The sequence below is a fragment of the Pseudarthrobacter sp. NPDC055928 genome, assembly GCF_042270935.1.
In the GTDB taxonomy this organism is placed as follows: Bacteria; Actinomycetota; Actinomycetes; order Actinomycetales; family Micrococcaceae; genus Arthrobacter.
The window spans coordinates 1-21,459 of the sequence record NZ_JBHJZH010000032.1; the positions used below are offsets into that span (position 1 = coordinate 1).

Sequence of the window (21,459 nt, forward strand, 5' to 3'; positions counted from 1 at the left end):
ACCTCAAGGTGACCGGCCCGCCGTCGTTTGCTGGGCAGAAATGCAGCTGTCAGCTGTGCTCGATGCCGTTCGGCTGCCAGGCACCGGTCACGAGGTAGGTGACTTTCTGCGCCACGGAAACGCCGTGGTCCGCGAAGCGCTCGAAATAACGGCTGGCGAGGGCCACGTCCACGGTGGTAGCGGGGGATTCCTGCCAGTCCGGGCTGGCGATTGCCTTGAACACGCTCAGGTGGAGGTCGTTAATGGCACTGTTCGCCTTCAGGATGTCGCGGGCAACTTCAAGGTTGCGGGTTTCCAGCAACACCGTCAGCTTGGCCGCGATCAGCTGGTCCAGTTCAGCCAGCTCCTTGAACGTATCGGTCATGGAGGCCGGGATCACGGTGGAGGGGAAGCGCAGCCGGGCCAACTGGGCGATGTGGCGGGCGAGGTCACCCATCCGCTCCAGAGACGCGCTCATGCGCAGCGAGCCCACCAGCATGCGGAGGTCGCTGGCAACCGGGCCCTGCAGGGCCAGGATGTCGATAGCGCGCTCGTCGAGGCTGTTCTGAAGGAAATCGATCCGGGCGTCAGCTGCGATCACGTCCTGGGCCAAGTCCACGTCCGCCACCTGGAAAGACGTCGTTGCCTTTCCGATCGCTTCGCTGACCAGCTGTGAGATCTCGACGAGCTGCTCACCGACCTGGGCAAGTTCTTCCTGAAAAACCTTACGCACGTTGGCGTCCTTTCCTTGGAACCGTCCGCCGGCCTTGTCCGCAGGCGGGGGTTCGTGTCGCCGTTCGGCAGTCCAACTCCATACTCTGCCAGCGGCTGGTGAACGATTGGCACTCGGCAGATGAACGTTAGTTGAACCGTCTCCCCCAGGGGGTCTGATGCGGCGATACCGCATTTCCCACAGCATAAGCTGGGAACGTGGATCCTATGCTCATCGGTGTCATTGCAGGCCTCATCGGCCTGTCGTTCGGCACTTTCGGCGTGCTTGCTTTCAGGGTCAGCGAAAAGCAGCGTCAACTGGTCGATATCGACGTCGACGAACTCGCACTGCCGGCGGGCGCAGCTGAGGTGCTGGCCGTCGTCGGGCGTGCCTTTGTGGTGGTGGACGCCGTGGACGGTGTGGTCCGGGCCAGCCCGGCGGCCTACGCGTATGGCCTGGTGCGCGGCCATACCGTGGTTCACAAGCAGTTGCTTGACATGACCGCCGGCGTCCGCCGCGACGGCGTGATTATCGAGAAACAGCTGGAGCTGCCCCGAGGCCCGCTCGGCCAGGGGACCATCATCGTGCAGGTGCGTGCAGCTATGCTCGGTGAGGAATACATTCTCCTGCTGGCCGACGACCGCACCGAAATCACCCGGACCGAAGAAATCCGCAACGACTTTGTGGCCAACGTGTCCCACGAGCTGAAGACCCCGGTGGGGGCGATTTCCCTCCTCGCCGAAGCGCTGGAGTCCTCGGCTGACGATGAGGACGCCGTGCGCCGTTTCGCCAAGCGCATGCACAAGGAGTCCGGCCGCCTGGCGGCGCTCGTCCAGGACATCATCGAGTTGTCCCGCCTGCAGGGAGCCAGTGTCACCCAGCAGGGAAGGCCCGTGGATATCAACACCGTCATCCATGAGGCCGTGGACCGGTCCCAGCTCCCCGCGGAAAGCAAAAACATCAAGATCGTGGTGGGCGGGCACGTGGACGGAAAGGTCTACGGGGACCCTGACCTGCTGGTCACGGCGCTGCGCAACCTGATTGACAACGCCATCCGGTACTCGCCGGAGAACACCCGGGTGGGGGTGGGGGTCCGTGCCAAGGAAGGACTCATCGCCATCTCAGTGACTGACCAGGGCGAAGGATTGTCCCCGGAGGACCAGGAGCGCGTGTTCGAGCGTTTTTATCGCGTGGACGCGGCACGTTCCCGGCACACCGGCGGAACAGGCCTTGGACTGAGCATCGTCAAGCACGTTGTCTCAAACCACGGTGGCGAGGTCACCCTGTGGTCCCAGCCCGGCCAAGGCTCCACCTTTACACTGCGGCTTCCGGAAATGGAGGGGCAGGACGTCGAGGACGAACCGGCCTCCAGCCCGTCCTTTGCACGGTCCCGGAACCACGCCGCCCAGCAGACCCATGAATCCCGCGCCGCCGGCGCACACGAACAAGGAGCTAGCGCTTGAGCAGGATCTTGATAGTTGAGGACGAAGAGTCGTTCAGCGACCCGCTGTCCTATTTGCTGGGCAAGGAAGGCTTCGAGGTGGAGGTCGTGGACAACGGCCTGGACGCCATCACCGAATTCGACCGCAACGGGGCCGACCTGGTTCTGCTGGACCTACAGCTCCCGGGCCTGTCCGGGACTGAAGTGTGCCGGCAGCTCCGGCAGCGGTCCGGTGTCCCGGTCATTATGCTGACCGCCAAGGATTCCGAGATCGACAAAGTAGTGGGCCTGGAGTTGGGCGCCGACGACTACGTGACCAAGCCGTATTCCTCCCGCGAGCTGGTAGCCAGGGTAAGGGCTGTGCTCCGCCGCCAGGGCGAACCGGAAGAGCTGATCTCCTCCACGGTTCAGGCCGGACCCGTCCGGATGGACATCGAGCGGCATGTGGTGAGCGTGGGCGGCGAACAGGTGCTGCTGCCCCTGAAGGAGTTCGAATTGCTCGAAATGCTGCTCCGGAACTCGGGGCGCGTCCTGACGCGTGGCCAACTCATCGACCGGGTCTGGGGCTCCGACTACGTTGGCGACACCAAGACCCTTGACGTCCATGTCAAGCGGCTGCGGAGCAAGATTGAGCCGGACCCGTCGGCGCCGCGGTTCCTGGTGACGGTCCGCGGCCTCGGCTACAAGTTCGAACCCTGAGCCGGCTGGCTGCCTAAGACCGGACGGACAGCGCCGGACGCACAAAGGAGGGGCTCCCAACGGGGAGCCCCTCCTTTGTGCGTTCGGGTTCCGGACCCGGAAAGTGCCTAGTGCGCTGCGGCCGCAGAGGAGGTTGACGGCGTCGGCGTCGGTGAGCTCGTTCCGGTGGGCTCGCCGCCGCCCGGGACATACTCCTTGTACTCTTCCAAGGTTGCGTCCAGGACGGGGACGTCGATGGTGTCGGTCACGTTGGTGCCGCTTTCGGTGACCTTGACCGGCACCAGGGAACCGGCAATACCGCCGCTGGTGCTGAGGATCGCTTCGTCGGTCGAGTCGTTGAGCAGCGTGTAGGAGTTTGCCTTCACAGATACCTGCGTCTGCGAGCCTTCAGCACCGTTGACCGTCAGCTTGACGTCCTTTGACGAGGAGTTGTACACCGCCCCGAGCAGGCGGCCGGGCTGGTCTTCGCCTGCAGAAACGATCAGGAAGTTCCGCAGCTGCAGGGGGCCCAGGTCCGCGCGGATGCCATCCGACGCGGAGTACTGGTGCGAAGTCTGCTGGGGGGTGATGTAGCCGCACCCGGTCACGGTCACCAGGCCGAGGCTCAGGGCAGCTGCCGCCATTGCCAGTTTGCCGCGCTGGGCCCGGTTCATCGCAGTGAAACGCACGTCACGTACTCCTCAAGAGTCTTGGAAGATTATTCAGCCCATAGCCTATCCGCAAACCCGCCCAAACGCGGATTCCGGGCGGTCACATTGCCCTTGGCAGCGCCCCTTCGATGCACTATTATCTGCATCCGTCAAGGGGTTCAAGGGGGTCGATTCTGCCCATTTTCCGCGTATTCATGCGGTTCCGGGCCCCTTTCGCGGCCAGTCATATGCCCGAATCGTGATAAACTGGTCTGCGGGAAAGGGGAATGTCCACATGGTATTTGAGGTCGGCGAGACAGTAGTTTACCCTCACCACGGTGCTGCAAAAATTGAAGAAATCAAGATGCGCACCGTCAAGGGCGAAGAGAAAATGTATCTCAAGCTCAAGGTGGCTCAGGGTGATCTGACCATTGAAGTTCCAGCAGAAAACGTTGACCTAGTTGGGGTCCGGGACGTAGTGGGCAAGGAAGGCCTGGAGCACGTATTTGATGTGCTCCGTGCCGAGTTCACTGAAGAGCCCACCAACTGGTCACGCAGATACAAGGCAAATCTGGAGAAGCTTGCTTCCGGTGACGTCATCAAGGTAGCTGAGGTCGTCCGCGACCTCTGGCGCCGCGATCACGATCGGGGCCTTTCCGCAGGTGAGAAGCGAATGCTGGCCAAGGCCCGGCAGATTCTGATTTCAGAATTGGCGCTGGCCGAAAAGACCGACGAAGAGAAGGCTGCCAGCGTTCTCGACGAGGTCCTGGCTTCCTAAGAATTGAACCCCGGTGGCACGCAAGTGTCGCCGGGGTTTCTTTTTGCCCGGATGCAGGTCCGGCCGGGGCTGCCCCGGGGACGTAGGCTAGTCCGCATGAGTGAAACACCCAACCGCCTTGTCACCGCGGTGATCCTGGTGGCCGCAGGTTCAGGGCAGCGGCTCGGCTACGGCATGCCAAAAGCCGCCGTGCCGCTGGGCGGCGAACCCCTTCTGACCCATGCCCTGCGCGGCGTCGTCGCGTCCGGAATCAGCAGCCAGGTCTGTGTTGCCCTGCCGGCTGGCGACGACGGCCTCCGCCGGCTTTGTCAGGACTTCCGGGAGGAACTGGCCGACGGCGGTCCTGTCCTGACGATCGTTGACGGCGGCGCCACACGTGCGGACTCCGTCCGGGCCGGCATCGCTGTCCTGATGGAAGGTATTGAGGCGGTCCTGGTGCACGATGCCGCGCGGGCGCTCACTCCCGAATCCGTCTTCCACCGGGTCGCCGACGCGTTGGCCGCCGGGGCCGCAGCGGTCATCCCCGCTATCCCGGTGGTGGACACCGTCAAGACGGTCGCCGCCACCACGGGCCAGGACAGCGCGTTGGCGCCGGAAATCGTCACTGGGACCGCGCCGCGGGAGGAACTCCGCGCGGTCCAAACGCCTCAGGGCTTCCAGCTCAGCACCCTCCTGAAGGCGCATGAGGCGTCCCGGGCTTTGGATGAGAAGCAGTCGGCAGCGGTCACGGACGACGCCATGCTCGTGGAAATGGTGGGCACGCAGGTCTTCGCCGTCCGTGGCTCAACCCAGTCACTGAAAATCACCACCCCTCTGGACCTGATCCTCGCCGAAGGGCTCCTGGAGGGGCCGCTGGGCACCCGCTGGGTGGAAGGCTGAACATGGGACAGGACAACATGATCCTGCCGCGCACTGGAATCGGGCTGGACGTGCATGCCTTCGCCCCCGCGGACAAACCCCGCCCATTGTGGCTCGGAGGGCTCCACTGGGAGGGTGAACGTGGCCTTGCAGGCCACTCTGATGGGGACCCCGTAGCCCACGCCGCGGCAGACGCACTGTTCTCGGCGGCTGGAATCGGAGACCTGGGAACCCACTTCGGAACGGACCGCCCCGAATTTGCCGGTGCCTCCGGCGTAACGCTCCTTGCCGAGGCGGCCAGGATCGTGCGGGCTGCCGGTTTCGAGATCGGCAACGTCGCCGTGCAGTTTGTGGGCAACCGGCCCAAATTCGGGCCACGGCGGGAAGAATCCCAGCGCGTCCTGAGTGAAGCTGCTGGCGCTCCGGTCAGCGTCACGGCCACCACCAGCGACGGGCTGGGGTTCACTGGCAGGGGTGAGGGTATCTCGGCCATGGCCACTGCGCTGGTGTATCCCCTGGGTAACGTGCACTCTTCGGCTAATCTGGAGCGGTGACCCTGCGCTTTTACGACACAGCATCCGCCGAAGTCCGAGACTTCGTCCCCCTCGAACCGGGCAAGGCGAGCCTCTACTACTGCGGCGCTACCGTCCAGGGCATGCCCCATGTCGGACACATCCGTTCCGCCATTGCGTTCGACCAGCTCACCCGCTGGCTCACGTACCGCGGGTACCGCGTCACGGTTGTCAGGAATGTCACCGACATCGATGACAAGATCCTTGCCAAGTCTGAGGCGTCCTTCGCGCCGGGTTTTTCGCCCGAACCGGGGGAGCTGCGCGAGGAGGAGTGGTGGGCATTGGCCTACCGTTACGAGCAGGAGTTCCTCAAGGCCTATGACACCCTTGGCGTGTCCCGACCGACGTATGAGCCGCGTGCCACCGGACACATTCCCGAGATGCATGCACTGATCCAGCAGTTGATCGACCGTGGCCACGCCTATCCCGCGCTGGATGACTCCGGCGACGTCTATTTCGACGTGCGATCCTGGGACCGGTATGGATCCTTGACCCGCCAGAACATCGATGACATGCAGGGCTCCCAGGATGCCGATCCGCGGGGAAAGAAAGACCCCCGTGACTTCGCGTTGTGGAAGGGCTCCAAAGAGGGAGAGCCGACGACGGCCAGCTGGGCCTCGCCTTGGGGCGCCGGCCGCCCGGGTTGGCACCTGGAATGCTCTGCCATGGTCACCAAATACCTTGGCACCGAGTTCGACATCCACGGAGGCGGGTTGGACCTGCGCTTCCCGCACCACGAGAACGAGATGGCCCAGTCCCAGGCAGCAGGCCACGGCTTTGCCAACTTCTGGATGCACAACGGCATGGTCACGTACCAGGGCGAAAAGATGTCCAAGTCCATCGGCAACACCGTCAGCCCTGCCGAGATGCTGCAACTGGCCCCGGCGCGCGTCGTCCGGTATTACCTGGGGCAGGCGCACTACCGCTCCGTGTTGGACTACAGGCCCACCTCCCTGGAGGAGGCTGCGGCCGCCGTCGAACGCATTGATGGATTCCAGGCCAAGGCTGCGGCAAAATACAGCGACTTCGGCGACGTAAAGTCTTCATCCCGGTCGCCCATCGATGAATTGTTCGAAGAGTTCGAAGCGGCCATGGATGATGACCTAAATATTCCGAGGGCTCTCGGCGCTCTACATCAGGTTGTCCGAGCCGGCAACGCCGCCTTGGCTGCCTCTGACGACGTCATTGCCCTCGCGGCCAAGCGCATGGTGAGCCTCATGACTGAAGTCCTGGGCCTGAACGCCGTTGCAGGCTCCGACGCAGGGGACAGCCGGGAAGCGGAGGCGCTCGGTGTGCTCGTTGAAGCCCAGCTCGTGGCCCGCGCCCAGGCCCGGGCCTCCAAGGACTGGGCAGCCTCGGACGCCATCCGGGACACGCTTAAGGCAGCCGGAATCGCCGTCGAGGACGGCCCCGACGGTGCCACCTGGAGCCTGCAGCGGGACTGAACCGGCGATTTTACTTGATTCAGTAGACTGGTAGGCAGACTCAGTCAAACAATCAAGGGTGGAACACAATGGCCAACAATGGTCGCCGATCGGTTAAAGCGAAGAAGGGCCCAACCATCGGAACCGGTGGTCACGGCCGTAAGGCCCTCGAAGGCAAGGGCCCCACGCCCAAGGCGGAGGACCGCCCTTACCACAAGGCCCACAAGAGCAAGCAGTTGGCGGAGAGGTCGGCCGCCAAGCGCGGGACCGGCGCCCGCAGCGCCGGCGCGGCCCGGACCGGTCCCAAGGGACGGGCTACCGAAGAGGTCGTCACCGGCCGCAACTCCGTGGTGGAGGCCCTGCGTGCGGGCATCCCCGCCAAGGCACTGCACATCGCCATCCGGATCGAAATGGATGACCGCGTCAAGGAGTCCCTCAAGATCGCGGCCGAACGTGGCATCCCTTTGCTGGAAACCGGCAAGCCCGAGCTGGACCGTATGACCGATGACGCCGTCCACCAGGGTCTGGTCCTTCAGATTCCGCCTTACGAGTACCAGGATGCGTATGACCTGGCGGAGGAAACAGTGGATCGCTGGAAGAAGGGCCACGTCCCTAACGCGCCGCTGTTTGTGGCCTTGGACGGCATTACCGATCCCCGCAACCTCGGCGCCATCATCCGCTCCGTTTCAGCCTTCAGCGGCCACGGCGTCATTGTCCCTGAACGCCGGTCCGTCGGCGTCACAGCCTCGGCTTGGAAGACCAGCGCCGGCGCGGCAGTACGGGTCCCGGTGGCACGCGCCGCCAACCTGAACAGCGCCCTGAAGCAGTTCAAGAACATGGGCATCTTCGTCCTCGGGCTCGACGGTGACGGCGACGTTTCGCTGCCGGATCTCACCCTCGCGACGGAACCGGTGTGCATCGTGGTTGGATCCGAAGGCAAGGGCCTGAGCCGCCTGGTCCGGGAAAACTGCGACCAAATCGTCTCCATCCCGATCGACTCCGCGATGGAATCGCTGAACGCCTCAATGGCCGTAGGCATTTCCCTTTACGAGGTTTCCCGGCAGCGCGCCACGAAGTAACACCGCAGCGTACGGATGAAGGGTGGCGGCTGCTTAAGGGGGCACCGTCACATAACTGGAAGCACTGGCATTTTCGCGCCGGCGGCTAATATTTAGGTGATGGTTATGCCGCTTTTCGACACTGCTTCCACCATGGACGCCTCCACGGCGCGTCCCCTCGGTGTCAGCGTTCCGCGCCCGGACAACGGGGGCGGCCATGTTTCGCAGTCCCGCGCGAACGTGGCCGTGTACGCGCCTGGCGTGGCCAGCCTGGAGATCGCGTACAAGGCTCCGGGCGGTGAATGGCAGCTCAAGGCGCTGCCAAACGTCACCCATGGCGTCCACCACGGCATCGTCGATGGTTTCCCCATCGGGTCGCGATATGGGTTCCGTGCGACGTCCAAAGAGGAATCGCTGCCGCTCTCGGTCCCCACCCTTGACCTGGACGACGACGGCGGGCAGCCGCTGCTGCTCGATCCTTACGGCAGGGCGGTGGACCAGCGGGAGGGATTCCTGACTAACGTCAGGATGGCCGCCGATTTCGACTGGGGCAACGACGCACGCCCTCGGACCCACTGGCGGAACACGATCATTTACGAGGCCCATGTCCGCGGTCAGAGCATGCTTCACCCGGACGTGCCCGAGGAACTCCGTGGCACGTACGCCGGCATGGCTCACCCGGCCATCATCGAGCACCTCAAGAGCCTGGGGATCACCTCCGTTCAGCTCCTGCCCGTGCATTTCCACCTTGACGAACCCCACCTCCAGAACCTTGCCCTGACCAACTACTGGGGCTACAACACCGCCGCCTTCTTCGCGCCCCATCCCAGCTACGCCACCCAGTCCGCGCAGGACGCCGGCCCGCAGGCCATCCAGGATGAGTTCAAGGGCATGGTCAAGCTGCTCCATGCAGCCGGGCTGGAAGTGATCCTTGATGTTGTCTACAACCACACGGCTGAGGGCGGGCCTGACCGGCCTGCGCTGAGCTTCCGTGGCCTTGGCGAGGACAAGTATTACCGGACGGACGGACACGGCAGGTATGTGGACACCACCGGCTGCGGAAACACCCTGAATTTTGGCGAACCCCGTGTGGTGCAGCTGGTGTTGGACTCCCTCCGGTACTGGGTGGACGAATTCCACATCGATGGCTTCCGGTTCGACCTTGCCGTAACGCTGTGCCGGAACGCGGCCAACGAATTTGATCCCCGGCACCCGTTCCTGGTGGCCATCGCGGCGGATCCTGTGTTGTCGGACGTGAAACTCATTGCCGAGCCGTGGGACGTGGGCTACGGGGGCTGGCAAACCGGGCGTTTCCCCGGCGGCTGGGTGGACTGGAATGACCACTTCCGGGACGGCGTGCGGTCTTTCTGGCTCGCTGACCGCGCCGCCATCGAAGCCGGCGGCCAGGGCGGTTCGGTGGCAAGGCTGGCCGACGCATTGTCCGGTTCTGCCGGGCTGTTTGAAGGGTCGGGGCGCTCCCGGCTGGCCTCGCTCAACTTCATCACGGCCCACGACGGCTTCACGCTCAATGACCTGGTCTCCTATGACCGCAAGCATAATGAAGCCAACGGTGAGCAGAACCGGGATGGCCACGGCGATAACCGCAGCTACAACCACGGTTTCGAGGGGCGCACTGAGAACGAGTCAATCCTGGCCGAGCGCGCGCAATCCCGGCGCAACCTGATGGCGTCCCTGATGATCTCCATGGGCGTGCCCATGATCACGGCAGGGGATGAACTGGCCAGGACCCAGCAGGGGAACAACAACGCCTACTGCCAGGACAACCCAATCGCCTGGGTGGACTGGACGCGGACCCCTGAGTCCCATGAAATGCTGCGCAGCACCAAGAGGTACATCAGGTTGCGCAAGGAATTCCTGGCCAGCCAGCCCCACGACTTCCCTGTCCGGGATGAGCAGTCCTACCTCTTCTGGTTTGATCAGTCCGGGGAACCCATGTCCATGGACCGCTGGCATGACCCGCGTCACCGGACCATGCAACTCCTGCTCGGCTCGGACGACGGAACGCTGGCCGGGCTGGTGGTGGTCAACGGCAGCAACACTGACGTGAAGATCACCCTGCCCCAGGTCACCAATGACGACGGCACGCCGCACAGGTTATTTGAGCTCAGGCTCACGACGTCCCCGCTGCATGAGTTGCGCCAGGGAAGCGTTGTGGCCTCGGGTGAATCGGATGTGGTTCAGGCGAACTCGATCAACATCTACCGCACGTAGTCAGCAGAAGGCAGCTAGGCAAACCATGAAGATCTATTCCGCTGACACCTGGACCCTGGAAGAGCTGCAGGAGCAGGTCGCAGATGCCGGCCGTCGCAGCCTTGTGGTGCCTGCTGCCGACAGCAAGAAAGCCGTGCTTGAGACCTTCGGCGAAGTCCTGAACTTCCCGGAGCACGACGGCATCAATCTGGATGCCCTCAACGATTCGCTCCACGATTTTGCGGACAGCATCACGGACGACGGCCATCTGCCCGTCACCGTCCTGTGGCAGGTGGCCGCGCCATTCCGGGGCGACCGGTCCTTCGGCATCATCTGCGAGATCCTCCAGGACGCCGAAAGCTACGCCGGCAAAGACCTCAACGTCACGGCAGTGCTGCTCTGACCCAGCCGGCGCGCGCTCACGCGCCGGCTGGGTCAATGCAAATATCAGGCGTTGACGATCAGCCCCAGTTCCGCCTTGGAAGCCAGTGCCTCGTGCGTGGGCAGGACCCGGACCGTGTAGCCGAACGAGCCCGCCCGGTCAATGAGCAGTGACCCGCTGAACAGGTGCCGTCCGCCGCCGAGATCCTCCTGCGGCTTGAGCTCCATCACCGTGACGTCTGCAAGGGTGTCGTTCTCTTCGGCCCGTCCGTAGGCCACCTCCACCGAGACATCTTCAGGGGCGAGGGTATGGAGGGCCACATAGGCGTTGACCTGCAGGGTGTCGCCAATCTGCGGGTCTTCTGAAACGCCCACGGAATCCACGTGCTCCACATGGATCAGCGGCCAGGCGGCGCGGACCTCGGCAGTCCAGGCCGCCAGATCCCGGGCCTGGGCGTACGAATCCGTGACAGCCCTGCGGCCCGCTTCGGCTGCGGGCCGGTACAGCATGTTCACGTAGTCGCGCAGCATCCGTTCGGCCGACACAGCAGGGCCCAGGTGCGAGAGCGTGTGTTTGATCATGGACACCCAGTGCGTGGGGACCTTTTCAGTGCCGGATTCCGAGGGGCCGGCAGCGCCGGCGCCTTCGGAAACGGTGTTGCCGTAGAAGCGCGGCGCCACCTGGGTTTCCAGCAGTTCATAGAGTGCGGCCGCCTCAATGTCGTCGCGTTCCTCGGGGGACGCGCCGTTGTTGGCGGTGGGGATCGCCCAGCCGTTTTCGCCGTCGTACATTTCGTCCCACCAGCCATCGAGCACTGAAAGGTTCAGCGAACCGTTGATGGCAGCCTTCATCCCGGACGTACCGCAGGCCTCCAAGGGCCGGAGGGGATTGTTGAGCCAGACGTCGCAGCCTGGGAACAGCGTGCGGGCCATGGCGATGTCGTAGTTGGGCAGGAAAGCGATCCGGTGCCGGACTTCAGGATCGTCGGTGAAGCGGACCAGTTCCTGGATCATCTTCTTGCCGGCGTCATCGGCCGGGTGGGACTTGCCGGCGATGACCAGCTGGATGGGATGCTCCTTGTGCAACAGCAGTGCCTTCAGCCGGTCTGGTTCGCGCAGCATCAGCGTCAGTCGCTTGTACGTGGGCACGCGGCGGGCAAAGCCGATCGTCAACACGTCGGGGTCCAGCACGGTGTCGGTCCAGCCGAGTTCGGCGTCGGCGGCCCCACGCTTCTTCCAGGCAGCGCGGAGGCGGCGGCGGACGTCCTCCACCAGCGCCGCACGCATCGCCCGGCGCAGGGCCCAGACATCGGCGTCGCTGACGTTGTATGCCAGGTCCCACCGGCCGTTGGCCTCAGCCTCCGTGCCGAACTGCTCCCTGGCCAGTTTGGAGATCCGGCCGTCCACCCAGGTGGGCACATGCACGCCGTTCGTCACCGACGTAATGGGCACCTCGGAGTGGTCGAACCCCGGCCAGAGGGCGGAGAACATGCCGCGGGACACTTCGCCATGGAGCTTGGCAACGCCATTGGCCCGCTGCGCGAGCCGCAGGCCCATCACTGCCATGTTGAACACCGAAGGGTTGCCGTCGGCGTAGTTCTCGCGGCCCAGTTCAAGGATCCTGTCCACCGGTACCGCAGGAGCGAGCCCGGCCTGGAAGAAGTGCTGGATCTGCGAAATTTCGAACCGGTCGATGCCGGCCGGGACCGGCGTGTGGGTGGTGAAAACCGTGGAGGCGCGGCCGGCCGCCAGGGCTTCTTCAAAGCTCAGCGCGTCCTCGCCGGACATCAGTTCCTGGATGCGTTCAATTCCGAGGAATCCTGCGTGGCCTTCGTTGGTGTGGAACACTTCCGGGGCGTCACGGCCCGTGAGGCGCTGGTATGCCCGCAGCGCCTTCACGCCTCCCATGCCCAGGAGGAGTTCCTGCTGGAGCCGGTGGTCCCCGCCGCCGCCGTACAGGCGGTCGGTGATCCCGCGCGCGGCGTCGTCGTTGCCTGGAACGTTTGAGTCCAGGAGCAGGAGGGGAACGCGTCCGACGTCGGCACGCCAGATGTGTGCCAGCAGCCGCCGGCCGTTGGGGAGCGGGAGAGAGATCTGGAGGGGGCGGCCGTTACCGTCACCCGATGGTTCGCGCAGCAGGGTCAGCGGCAGTCCGTCAGGATCCAGTACCGGATACGTCTCTTGCTGCCAGGCGTCGCGCGAGAGCGACTGCTTGAAGTACCCCGCCTGGTAGAGCAGGCCAACACCGATCAGGGGGACGCCAAGGTCCGAGGCCGCCTTCAGGTGGTCGCCCGCCAGGATGCCGAGGCCTCCCGAGTACTGCGGGAGCACCTCGGTGATACCGAACTCCGGCGAAAAGTAGGCGATGGAGGTTGGAGCGTCGGATCCCAAGCCCTGGTACCAGCGTGGCTCCTCAAGGTACCGGTCGAGGTCCTCCTCGGCGGCGCGTACGCGCTCCACCACTGACTGGTCTGCCGCCAGGCGCTGGAACTCTTCGCGGCTTACCAGCCCGAGGAAGCTCACGGGATCCTGGCCGCTTTCCTCCCAGACCTTGGGGTGCAGGCCCGCGAAAAGTTCGCGGGTGGGCCGGTGCCAGGACCAGCGCAGGTTGGTAGCCAACCGGGCCAGCGGCCTGATCGGTTCAGGGAGAACGGTTCGGACGGTAAATCTGCGGATTGCCTTCACCTGCGCCACACTAATCGACAACATGGGCGGCCGGAACAGCTTTAGCTTTCTTTTAGGTAAATGACAGATGAGGCCCCGGAAAAGTCGAATCGCCCACGTGAAAAACTGCGCAGGCTTAGCAATCTCGGTGATTTCTCGCTAACGTCGAGCCTGTGACGACTAAATCAGGTACCAGTGCAGCAGCAAAGCAAAAGCCGAAGGGCCGCATCACTGACGGTCTGCGGTTTGGCCGTTTTCCCATCACCGACGTGCAGCCCGTGGTGGAGGGAGGAAAGTTTCCCGCCAAGGCGTTGCCGGGCGAAGGAATCGTGGTGGGAGCCACTGCATTCCGTGAAGGCCATGACATGCTCGGAGTCAGCGCCGTCCTCCTGGACCCCAAGGGCAAGGAACGCCAGCGGGTCAGGCTCGCAGCCCCGCGCGGGGAACGGGGGATGGGGACGGACCGCTGGGAAGGTATCCTCACGCCGTCGGGCACGGGAAACTGGACTTTCCTCATCGAGGCCTGGCACGACCGCTATGGAACATGGCATCACAACGCCGAAGTGAAGGTTGCAGCCGGGATCGACGTCGAGCTGATGCTGGCAGAGGGAGCGGCGCTGCTATCGGAAGCCGCCGAGGAATCCTTCCGCAACGCGTCCGACCGCCGGACCCTGCGGATGGCCGCTTCCATGCTGGCCAACGCATCCCTCACCGACGAGGAGCGGCTGGCCGCGGGCTTCAGCCCGGAAGTTGCCGCCGTCGTTGACCGCCAACCGATCCGTGAACTGGTTACCGTGTCCGAGCAGTACCCCCTCCTCGTCGAACGCGACCTCGCCGGCCGCGGCGCCTGGTACGAATTCTTCCCACGTTCGGAGGGAGCCGTCCGGGATCACTCCACGGGTGCCTGGACCTCGGGCAATTTCCGGACCGCGGCCAAGCGGCTGGACGCCGTGGCCGCCATGGGCTTTGACGTGCTCTACATGCCGCCCATCCACCCGATCGGTGTGCAGCACCGGAAGGGGCCCAACAACACCCTGATCGCCGGGCCCCACGACCCCGGCTCGCCCTGGGCCATCGGCGCCAAGGAAGGTGGCCACGATGCCATCCACCCGGACCTGGGTACCTTCGAGGACTTTGATGCCTTCGTCGCCCGGGCCAACGAACTCGGGCTGGAAGTCGCGCTGGACCTGGCTCTCCAGGCCGCCCCTGACCACCCCTGGGTGGAAAGCAATCCGGAATGGTTTACCACGCGTGTTGACGGCAGCATCGCCTATGCAGAAAACCCGCCCAAAAAATACCAGGATATTTATCCCCTGAATTTCGACAATGACCCGGAGGGCCTCTCAAAGGAAATCCTCCGGATTGTGCTGCTGTGGGTCAGCCACGGCGTCAAGATTTTCCGCGTGGATAATCCGCATACCAAGCCCGTCTGGTTCTGGGAATGGCTCATTGCCCAAGTCAACAAAAAGGTCCCCGGTGTGGTGTTCCTCGCCGAGGCCTTCACCAGGCCGGCGATGATGCACGCGCTGGGCCGGGCAGGATTCCAGCAGTCGTACACCTACTTCACCTGGCGGAACACCAAGAAGGAACTCGAAAGCTACTTCACCGAAGTCAGCCATGAGTCGGCCGCCTTCTTCCGGCCCAACTTCTTCGTCAACACCCCGGACATCCTGACGGAGTACCTCCAGTTCGGCGGCCCGGCGGCCTTCAAGATCCGCGCAGCCCTGGCTTCCACTGCCAGCCCGCTGTGGGGTGTCTACGCCGGTTACGAACTGTATGAACACGTTGCCCGGCCTGGCGCTGAGGAGTACATCGACAACGAAAAGTTCGAGTACAAGGCACGCGACTGGGACGCCGCTGCGGAATCAGGGCGCACGCTGGCGCCCTACATCACGCGGCTTAACGCGATCCGGCACGCCCATCCGGCGCTGCAGGACCTGCAGAACCTGACGGTGCATCACAGCACTGATGACGCCACGGTGGTGTACTCCAAGCACAAGACCCTCCCGGACGGCACCAAGGACACCATCATCGTGGTAGTCAACGTAGATCCGCACGGAACCAGGGAAAGCACCGTCTCCCTTGACTTGGCAGCGCTGGAGCTCGATCCGGAGGACCTGTCGTCCAACGGCGGCTTCCGGGTGGAGGATCTCATTACCGGTGAAACCTGGGAATGGGGCGAATACAACTACGTCCGCCTGGACTCGCACGTCGAGCCCGCACACATCTTGAGCGTGAGGAGAATGCATCAGTGAGTTTCAACCCGCAAGGATCCGGCCAGCATTTCACTCCTAAGAGCACGTTCGAACTGAACGCGCCAGGACTTCAACACGACCCGCATTGGTACCGGAAGGCCGTGTTCTATGAAGTGCTGGTCAGGGCCTTTGCGGATGCGAACGGCGATGGGTCCGGTGACTTCAGCGGCCTGATCGACAGGCTTGACTACCTGCAGTGGCTCGGAGTGGACTGCCTGTGGCTGCCGCCGTTCTTCCAGTCCCCGTTGCGCGATGGTGGCTACGACATCTCGGACTACAACTCCGTGCTGGATGAATTTGGCACCATCAGCGACTTCAAACGCCTGGTGGCCGAGGCACATGCCCGTGGCGTACGGGTCATTATCGACCTCCCGCTGAACCACACATCGGACCAGCACCCCTGGTTCCAGGAATCACGCAAGGATCCCGACGGCCCGTTCGGCGACTTCTACGTCTGGAGCGATACCGACGAAAAGTACCAGGATGCGCGCATCATCTTTGTGGACACGGAAGAATCCAACTGGACCTTCGACCCCATCCGGCGGCAGTTTTTCTGGCATCGCTTCTTCAGCCACCAGCCCGACCTGAACTTCGAAAATCCCAAGGTTATCGAAGCGCTGTTCGACGTGGTCCGGTTCTGGCTGGACCAGGGCATTGACGGCTTCCGCGCCGACGCCATTCCCTACCTCTTCGAAGAGGAGGGCACCAACTGCGAGAACTTGCCAGCCACGCACGACTTCCTGCGGAAGCTGCGGAGAATGGTCGACGAGAGCTACCCGGGCCGTGTCATCATCGCCGAGGCCAACCAGCCGCCGAACGAAGTGGTGGAGTATTTCGGTACGGAGGAAGAGCCCGAATGCCACATGGCGTTCCACTTCCCCATCATGCCCCGCCTCTACTACGCGCTCCGGGACCAGAAGGCCGCACCCATCATCGCGACCATGCACGACACCCCCGAGATCCCGGACGGGGCACAGTGGGGGACGTTCCTGCGCAACCACGATGAACTGACCCTCGAAATGGTCACCGCGGACGAGCGCGCCGCAATGCTCGGGTGGTACGCACCGGACCCGCGCATGCGGGCAAACATTGGCATCCGGCGGCGGCTGGCACCGTTGCTGGACAACTCCCGGGCGGAGATTGAACTGATCAACGCGCTCCTATTGTCCTTGCCCGGAAGCCCGTTCCTGTACTACGGGGACGAGATCGGCATGGGGGACAACATCTGGCTCGAGGACCGCGACGCAGTCCGCACGCCGATGCAGTGGAACCCGGACCGTAACGCGGGATTCTCCAACGCCGACCCCGGGAAACTTTATCTACCGGTGATCCAGTCGCTTGTGTATAACTACAGCATGGCCAACGTCGAGGCGGAGGCAGCCCATTCGGGATCCTTGCTCCGCTGGACGCGGCAAATCCTCAGCGTCCGCAAGAACCACCCGGCCTTCGGACTGGGGGCGTTCAAGCACGTTGAGGCCGATCACGATGCCGTGGTGGCCTATCTTCGGGAACTCTCGGACGACAACACCGCGGGGGAGGACGGCGAGACGATTCTCTGCGCCTTCAACCTCTCCCAGCATCCGGTGGCTACGAAACTCCGTATTCCCCAGTTTGCGGGCCGCGGCCTCCGCGATGTCTTCGGCGGTCAGCCCTTCCCCGGAGTCGATGGGGATGGCACGCTGACGTTGACGCTCGGCAGCCACGATTTCTTCTGGCTGCGGATCCGTTCGGCAGCTTCTAACCCGGCTTCGCCTTACACGCAAGCGCTCCCAATCCTGTCCATCGAGAACTGATATGAGCGAGCCGATCCTCACCCCGGCCCTGGCTGCGCTGCTGCAGGAATGGCTCCCGCGCCAACGCTGGTTCCCGGTCAAGACAGCCGACTTCTCCTTGGAACAGGTGGGCGGCCTTGGCTTGGCAGACCGCTCGGCGATGGCCCGGCTGGAGGTTTTCCTCCTGGCTGTCACGTCGGCAACGGCCGACGGCGGTCGGCGGACCGATGTGCTCCAGGTTCCGCTGAGCCGGCGTGCAGGGCAGGCCGGCGAACTGGAGCGCGCGCTGGTTGGCCATGACGCCGCGGACGATGAATGGCCCTGGGTATACGATGCCGTTCACGATCCTGACTTTGTGGCCGCCTGGCTGGAACTGATCCGTACCGCCAGTGCAGCAATTGCAGGGAATGCGGCCGGCTACCGGTCGCCGTCCGACTACCGTCTGCCCACGGCACACGGCGTAGTGAAAGTGCTGTCCGGGGAGCAGTCCAACAGTTCAGTGATCGTGGACGACGGCGAGTCGGCGGCGATCGTGAAATTCTTCCGCGTGCTGTCCAACGGAGCAAACCCCGAAGTCGAAGTGGGGGCCGCACTGACTGCAGCCGGCACCTCGGAGGTTCCCGCCACCTTGGGCTGGGTCCGCGGCGAATGGAATGTCCCCGGGGCAAACTCCTATTCCGTGGCCCACGGTGAACTTGCCGTCGCGCACGAGTTCCTCGCCGGCGGACGGGACGCCTGGCGGCTCGCTGTGGACGCTGCCCGCACCGGAACAGACTTCACCGCGGAGGCGCATGCCCTGGGAGCCGCGACGGCAACTGTCCACCGCCGCCTCGCGGAGGCCTTGGGCGTGTCTGATGAAGCGGTCCCGGGCGCGGTCATCGCACCCGGAGTAGCCGAACGCGTCCGGAAGACGTGGACGGAGGCTGGCGCCGCCGTCGGGCCTTATGACCGGGAACTCGACGCCCTGCTGAGCGCGCTCGACGGCGTTCCCGCAGGTCCACTGCAACGGATCCACGGCGATCTCCACCTTGGCCAGATCCTCCAGGTGCCCGGACGCGGCGGAGAAGCTGCGCGATGGGCGATTTTGGACTTTGAGGGCGAACCCCTCCGGCCTATCGCCGAACGTAATTTCCCGGACGTCCCGCTGCGCGATGTCGTAGGGATGCTCCGCTCGTTCGACTACGCTGCGGGGGCCGCCGAACGCGAACAGGAAGGCGCGCTCGTACCGGAATCGTGGGTCGAGGACTGCGCGGAAGCATTCCTCACCGGCTACACATCTGTCACACCCGGCACCATCGACCGCCATTCGCCCCTGTTTGTGGCATTGTGGCTGGACAAAGCGCTGTATGAAGTTGTTTATGAATTGCGGAACAGGCCGGACTGGCTGGCGATTCCAGCTAACGCCTCCAGGCGGCTGCTCAGCGGTAAAGGCTCCGGCGATCAGGCCGGGGCGGCATCGGAAGGTAACAAAATGACAGGCTCAGCACGTACCGATCGGCCCCGGGTGCCCCTCCATGTGGACCCGGACACCCTGGGCAGGGTAGCCAACGGGGAGCACCATGCGCCGCACTCCATCCTGGGTGCCCATCTGGATGACCACGGGCACGTGACAGTCCGGACGATCAAGCACTTGGCTGAAGCCGTGTCCGTCGTGACGGCATCCGGCGCCGTGCCCATGGCCCACGAGGCCCACGGCGTCTGGGTTGCCGTTCTCGAACCGGAACAGCCGGGCCATGTGCCGGACTACCGGCTCGAAGTGACATACCCGGGCGCGGCTCCGCTGACGATGGACGAACCGTACCGTTACCTGCCAACTGTGGGGGAAGTGGACCTGCACCTTATCGGCGAGGGCCGGCACGAGAAACTGTGGGAGGTGCTGGGCGCCCATGTCCAGCACTACAAATCCCCACTGGGTGACGTTGACGGCGTATCTTTCGCCGTATGGGCCCCGAACGCACAGGCTGTGCGCGTCAAGGGCGACTTCAACGCCTGGGACGGCCGCGAAAACTCCCTGCGGTCCCTCGGCTCCTCGGGAGTCTGGGAAGTGTTTCTTCCCGGCGTTTTAGCAGGGGCGTGCTACAAATTCGAAATTAAGACCAAGGCCGGACACTGGGTGGAAAAGGCTGATCCGCTGGCCTTTGGCACGGAGGTCCCGCCGCTGACGGCCTCCCGCGTAGTGGAACCTTCCTATGCGTTCAAGGACGCCGAATGGATGGAGGCCCGCGCGCAGCGGGACCCGCACAATTCGCCCATGAGCGTCTACGAAGTCCACCTTGGCTCCTGGCGGCTTGGCCTCGGTTACCGTGAGCTGGCCAAGGAACTGGTGGAGTACGTCAAGTGGCTCGGGTTCACCCACGTTGAGTTCATGCCGGTGGCAGAACACCCGTTCGGAGGGTCCTGGGGCTACCAGGTCACGTCCTACTTTGCCCCCACTTCGCGGTTCGGACACCCGGACGAGTTCCGTTTCCTGGTGGATACGCTGCACCAGGCCGGCATCGGTGTGCTCCTGGACTGGGTACCTGCCCACTTCCCCAAGGATGCCTGGGCGCTGGCACAGTTCGACGGCGAACCCCTGTACGAGCACGCCGACCCCAACCTGGGCGAACACCCCGACTGGGGAACACTGATCTTCGACTTCGGCCGCACCGAGGTCCGGAACTTCCTGGTGGCCAACGCGCTGTACTGGCTGGACGAATTCCACATCGATGGCCTTCGTGTGGACGCCGTGGCTTCCATGCTGTACCTGGACTACTCCCGCGAAGACGGCCAGTGGCAGCCCAACCGCTTCGGCGGTCGCGAAAACCTTGAAGCGATCTCGTTCCTTCAGGAAGTCAACGCCACGGTGTACAAGACCCACCCGGGCGCAGTCATGATTGCCGAGGAATCAACGGCATTCCCCGGCGTGACCGCGCCTACCAGCCACAGCGGCCTCGGATTCGGCCTCAAATGGAACATGGGGTGGATGCACGATTCCCTCAAGTACGCCTCCGAAGACCCGGTCAACCGCAAGTGGCACCACGGGACGGTGACCTTCTCACTGGTCTACGCGTTCACGGAGAACTTCCTGCTGCCCATCAGCCACGATGAAGTAGTGCACGGCAAGGGCTCGATGCTCCGGAAGATGCCGGGCGACCGGTGGCAGCAGCTGGCCAACCTGCGGACCTTCCTCGCTTACCAGTGGGCCCATCCGGGCAAGCAGCTCATCTTCATGGGCACAGAATTCGGCCAGGAGGCCGAATGGTCTGAACAGCACGGCCTGGACTGGTGGCTTGCCGACATTCCGGCCCACCGTGGCGTGCAGCTCCTGACCAAGGACCTGAACGAGCTGTACAGTTCAACGCCTCCGCTCTACGAGAGGGACAACGAACCCGGCGGTTTCCAGTGGATCAATGGCGGGGACGCGGACCGCAACGTCCTGACCTTCGTCCGGTGGGACAAGAAAGGCAATCCGCTGGTCGTCGCCATCAACTTCTCCGGTGGTCCCCACGTGGGCTTCACCCTGGGTGTCCCGTCGAAGGGTGCTTGGCGGGAAGTCCTGAACACGGACTCTCCGGCCTATGGGGGATCGGGGGTGCTCAACGCCGGAGAGCTGAAGGCCAGCGCTGAGCCGCTGGACGGTCAGCCGGCAACGTTGACTGTCACTCTTCCGCCGCTGGGGGCCGCCTATTTCAAGCCCGGTGCCGCTGCTGACGTGTGAGCTAGCGGACACTTTTGGCCGCTGAAAAAGCCCGGAATCCTTGAGATTCCGGGCTTTTTCGCACCCCGAAGGTTCTGCCGGTGGGCCCTTCCTTGGGGATGGTTGGCCATCCCGGCAAAGTGGTGGTAGAGTTTATTTCCGCGCTGCTCCACGGAGTCAGACCGAAAAAACCGACACGAAAGCCTCAGGCTGATGAAGGTCGCGGACGCCGGTTTGACAAGATGGAAGACAGCCGGTAAGTTTGAAAAGTTGCTCCGGAGCGATCCATGGCTGTTGTTTGGTTGTGGTGGTGCCGGGTGTGTCTGTTGTTTGAGAACTCAATAGTGTGC

The 21,459-nt window shown here is 63.9% G+C and carries 15 protein-coding genes; 12 read left to right on the forward strand and 3 right to left on the reverse strand.

Going from position 1 to position 21,459, the window contains the following annotated elements; translation table 11 throughout:
• Positions 1-49 precede the first annotated feature (49 nt).
• Positions 50-712: a phosphate signaling complex protein PhoU gene (gene phoU / locus ACFC25_RS22150; RefSeq protein WP_376049148.1), complete on the reverse strand. Its 663-nt coding sequence runs from the start codon at positions 710-712 to the stop codon at positions 50-52.
• Positions 713-918: 206 nt separating this feature from the next.
• Between phoU and ACFC25_RS22155 the strand changes: the two genes are divergently transcribed.
• Complete coding sequence (locus ACFC25_RS22155; protein WP_376049168.1) at positions 919-2,154, forward strand: sensor histidine kinase; 1,236 nt, start codon at positions 919-921, stop codon at positions 2,152-2,154.
• Positions 2,151-2,831, forward strand: coding sequence for a response regulator transcription factor (locus ACFC25_RS22160; RefSeq protein WP_337348096.1), 681 nt, complete (start codon positions 2,151-2,153; stop codon positions 2,829-2,831). Before ACFC25_RS22155 ends, ACFC25_RS22160 begins: the two co-directional genes overlap by 4 nt.
• 107 nt (positions 2,832-2,938) lie before the next feature.
• On the opposite strand, the gene ACFC25_RS22165 is transcribed toward ACFC25_RS22160, so the two are convergent.
• On the reverse strand, positions 2,939-3,484 hold the full coding sequence (locus ACFC25_RS22165; protein ID WP_376049171.1) for a hypothetical protein: 546 nt from the start codon (positions 3,482-3,484) through the stop codon (positions 2,939-2,941).
• A 271-nt stretch (positions 3,485-3,755) separates the two neighbouring features.
• On the opposite strand from ACFC25_RS22165, the gene ACFC25_RS22170 reads away from it, so the two are divergent.
• From ACFC25_RS22170 to ACFC25_RS22200, 7 genes are all read left to right on the forward strand, one after another.
• On the forward strand, positions 3,756-4,238 hold the full coding sequence (locus ACFC25_RS22170) for a CarD family transcriptional regulator (RefSeq protein WP_026266570.1): 483 nt from the start codon (positions 3,756-3,758) through the stop codon (positions 4,236-4,238).
• A 96-nt stretch (positions 4,239-4,334) separates the two neighbouring features.
• Positions 4,335-5,117 carry a 2-C-methyl-D-erythritol 4-phosphate cytidylyltransferase gene (gene ispD, locus ACFC25_RS22175; RefSeq protein WP_376049153.1) on the forward strand — a complete coding sequence of 261 codons (783 nt, stop codon included), beginning with the start codon at positions 4,335-4,337 and terminating at the stop codon, positions 5,115-5,117.
• Between the two features lie 2 nt (positions 5,118-5,119).
• On the forward strand, positions 5,120-5,650 hold the full coding sequence (ispF, locus tag ACFC25_RS22180) for a 2-C-methyl-D-erythritol 2,4-cyclodiphosphate synthase (protein WP_337348098.1): 531 nt from the start codon (positions 5,120-5,122) through the stop codon (positions 5,648-5,650).
• Complete coding sequence (cysS, locus tag ACFC25_RS22185) at positions 5,647-7,113, forward strand: cysteine--tRNA ligase (RefSeq protein ID WP_376049156.1); 1,467 nt, start codon at positions 5,647-5,649, stop codon at positions 7,111-7,113. The genes ispF and cysS overlap by 4 nt, the downstream gene beginning before the upstream one ends.
• Before the next feature lie 68 nt (positions 7,114-7,181).
• Positions 7,182-8,171: a 23S rRNA (guanosine(2251)-2'-O)-methyltransferase RlmB gene (gene rlmB, locus ACFC25_RS22190; RefSeq protein WP_337348100.1), complete on the forward strand. Its 990-nt coding sequence runs from the start codon at positions 7,182-7,184 to the stop codon at positions 8,169-8,171.
• Between the two features lie 99 nt (positions 8,172-8,270).
• The gene (gene glgX, locus ACFC25_RS22195; protein WP_376049160.1) at positions 8,271-10,382 is read left to right on the forward strand and encodes a glycogen debranching protein GlgX; all 2,112 of its coding nucleotides are present in this window, start codon (positions 8,271-8,273) and stop codon (positions 10,380-10,382) included.
• A gap of 25 nt (positions 10,383-10,407) precedes the next feature.
• Positions 10,408-10,764, forward strand: a complete 357-nt coding sequence (locus ACFC25_RS22200; RefSeq protein WP_337348102.1) for a barstar family protein — start codon at positions 10,408-10,410, stop codon at positions 10,762-10,764.
• Positions 10,765-10,808: 44 nt separating this feature from the next.
• On the opposite strand, the gene glgP is transcribed toward ACFC25_RS22200, so the two are convergent.
• A complete protein-coding gene (gene glgP / locus ACFC25_RS22205; protein ID WP_376049174.1) occupies positions 10,809-13,427 on the reverse strand; it encodes an alpha-glucan family phosphorylase in 2,619 nt (872 codons plus the stop codon).
• Between the two features lie 152 nt (positions 13,428-13,579).
• Here glgP and ACFC25_RS22210 point away from each other — a divergent pair, with 152 nt between their 5' ends.
• From ACFC25_RS22210 to ACFC25_RS22220, 3 genes are read left to right on the forward strand one after another with little or no spacing between them, the layout of a single operon-like run.
• Positions 13,580-15,661, forward strand: a complete 2,082-nt coding sequence (locus ACFC25_RS22210; protein ID WP_376049163.1) for an alpha-1,4-glucan--maltose-1-phosphate maltosyltransferase — start codon at positions 13,580-13,582, stop codon at positions 15,659-15,661.
• On the forward strand, positions 15,658-17,454 hold the full coding sequence (gene treS / locus ACFC25_RS22215) for a maltose alpha-D-glucosyltransferase (protein ID WP_337348105.1): 1,797 nt from the start codon (positions 15,658-15,660) through the stop codon (positions 17,452-17,454). The genes ACFC25_RS22210 and treS overlap by 4 nt, the downstream gene beginning before the upstream one ends.
• Position 17,455: 1 nt before the next feature.
• Positions 17,456-21,130 (forward strand): 1,4-alpha-glucan branching enzyme, encoded by a 3,675-nt coding sequence (locus ACFC25_RS22220; RefSeq protein ID WP_337348106.1) that lies wholly within the window; start codon positions 17,456-17,458, stop codon positions 21,128-21,130.
• Positions 21,131-21,459: the final 329 nt, after the last annotated feature.

Excerpts from the sequence above, each read along its gene's own strand:
- ACFC25_RS22165 (WP_376049171.1), bottom strand. The coding sequence starts at position 3,484 with ATGAACCGGGCCCAGCGCGGCAAACTGGCAATGGCGGCAGCTGCCCTG.
- ACFC25_RS22170 (WP_026266570.1), top strand. The coding sequence starts at position 3,756 with ATGGTATTTGAGGTCGGCGAGACAGTAGTTTACCCTCACCACGGTGCT.
- ispF (WP_337348098.1), top strand. The coding sequence starts at position 5,120 with ATGGGACAGGACAACATGATCCTGCCGCGCACTGGAATCGGGCTGGAC.
- ACFC25_RS22155 (WP_376049168.1), top strand. The coding sequence starts at position 919 with ATGCTCATCGGTGTCATTGCAGGCCTCATCGGCCTGTCGTTCGGCACT.
- rlmB (WP_337348100.1), top strand. The coding sequence starts at position 7,182 with ATGGCCAACAATGGTCGCCGATCGGTTAAAGCGAAGAAGGGCCCAACC.
- ispD (WP_376049153.1), top strand. The coding sequence starts at position 4,335 with ATGAGTGAAACACCCAACCGCCTTGTCACCGCGGTGATCCTGGTGGCC.
- ACFC25_RS22200 (WP_337348102.1), top strand. The coding sequence starts at position 10,408 with ATGAAGATCTATTCCGCTGACACCTGGACCCTGGAAGAGCTGCAGGAG.
- ACFC25_RS22220 (WP_337348106.1), top strand. The coding sequence starts at position 17,456 with ATGAGCGAGCCGATCCTCACCCCGGCCCTGGCTGCGCTGCTGCAGGAA.
- glgX (WP_376049160.1), top strand. The coding sequence starts at position 8,271 with ATGGTTATGCCGCTTTTCGACACTGCTTCCACCATGGACGCCTCCACG.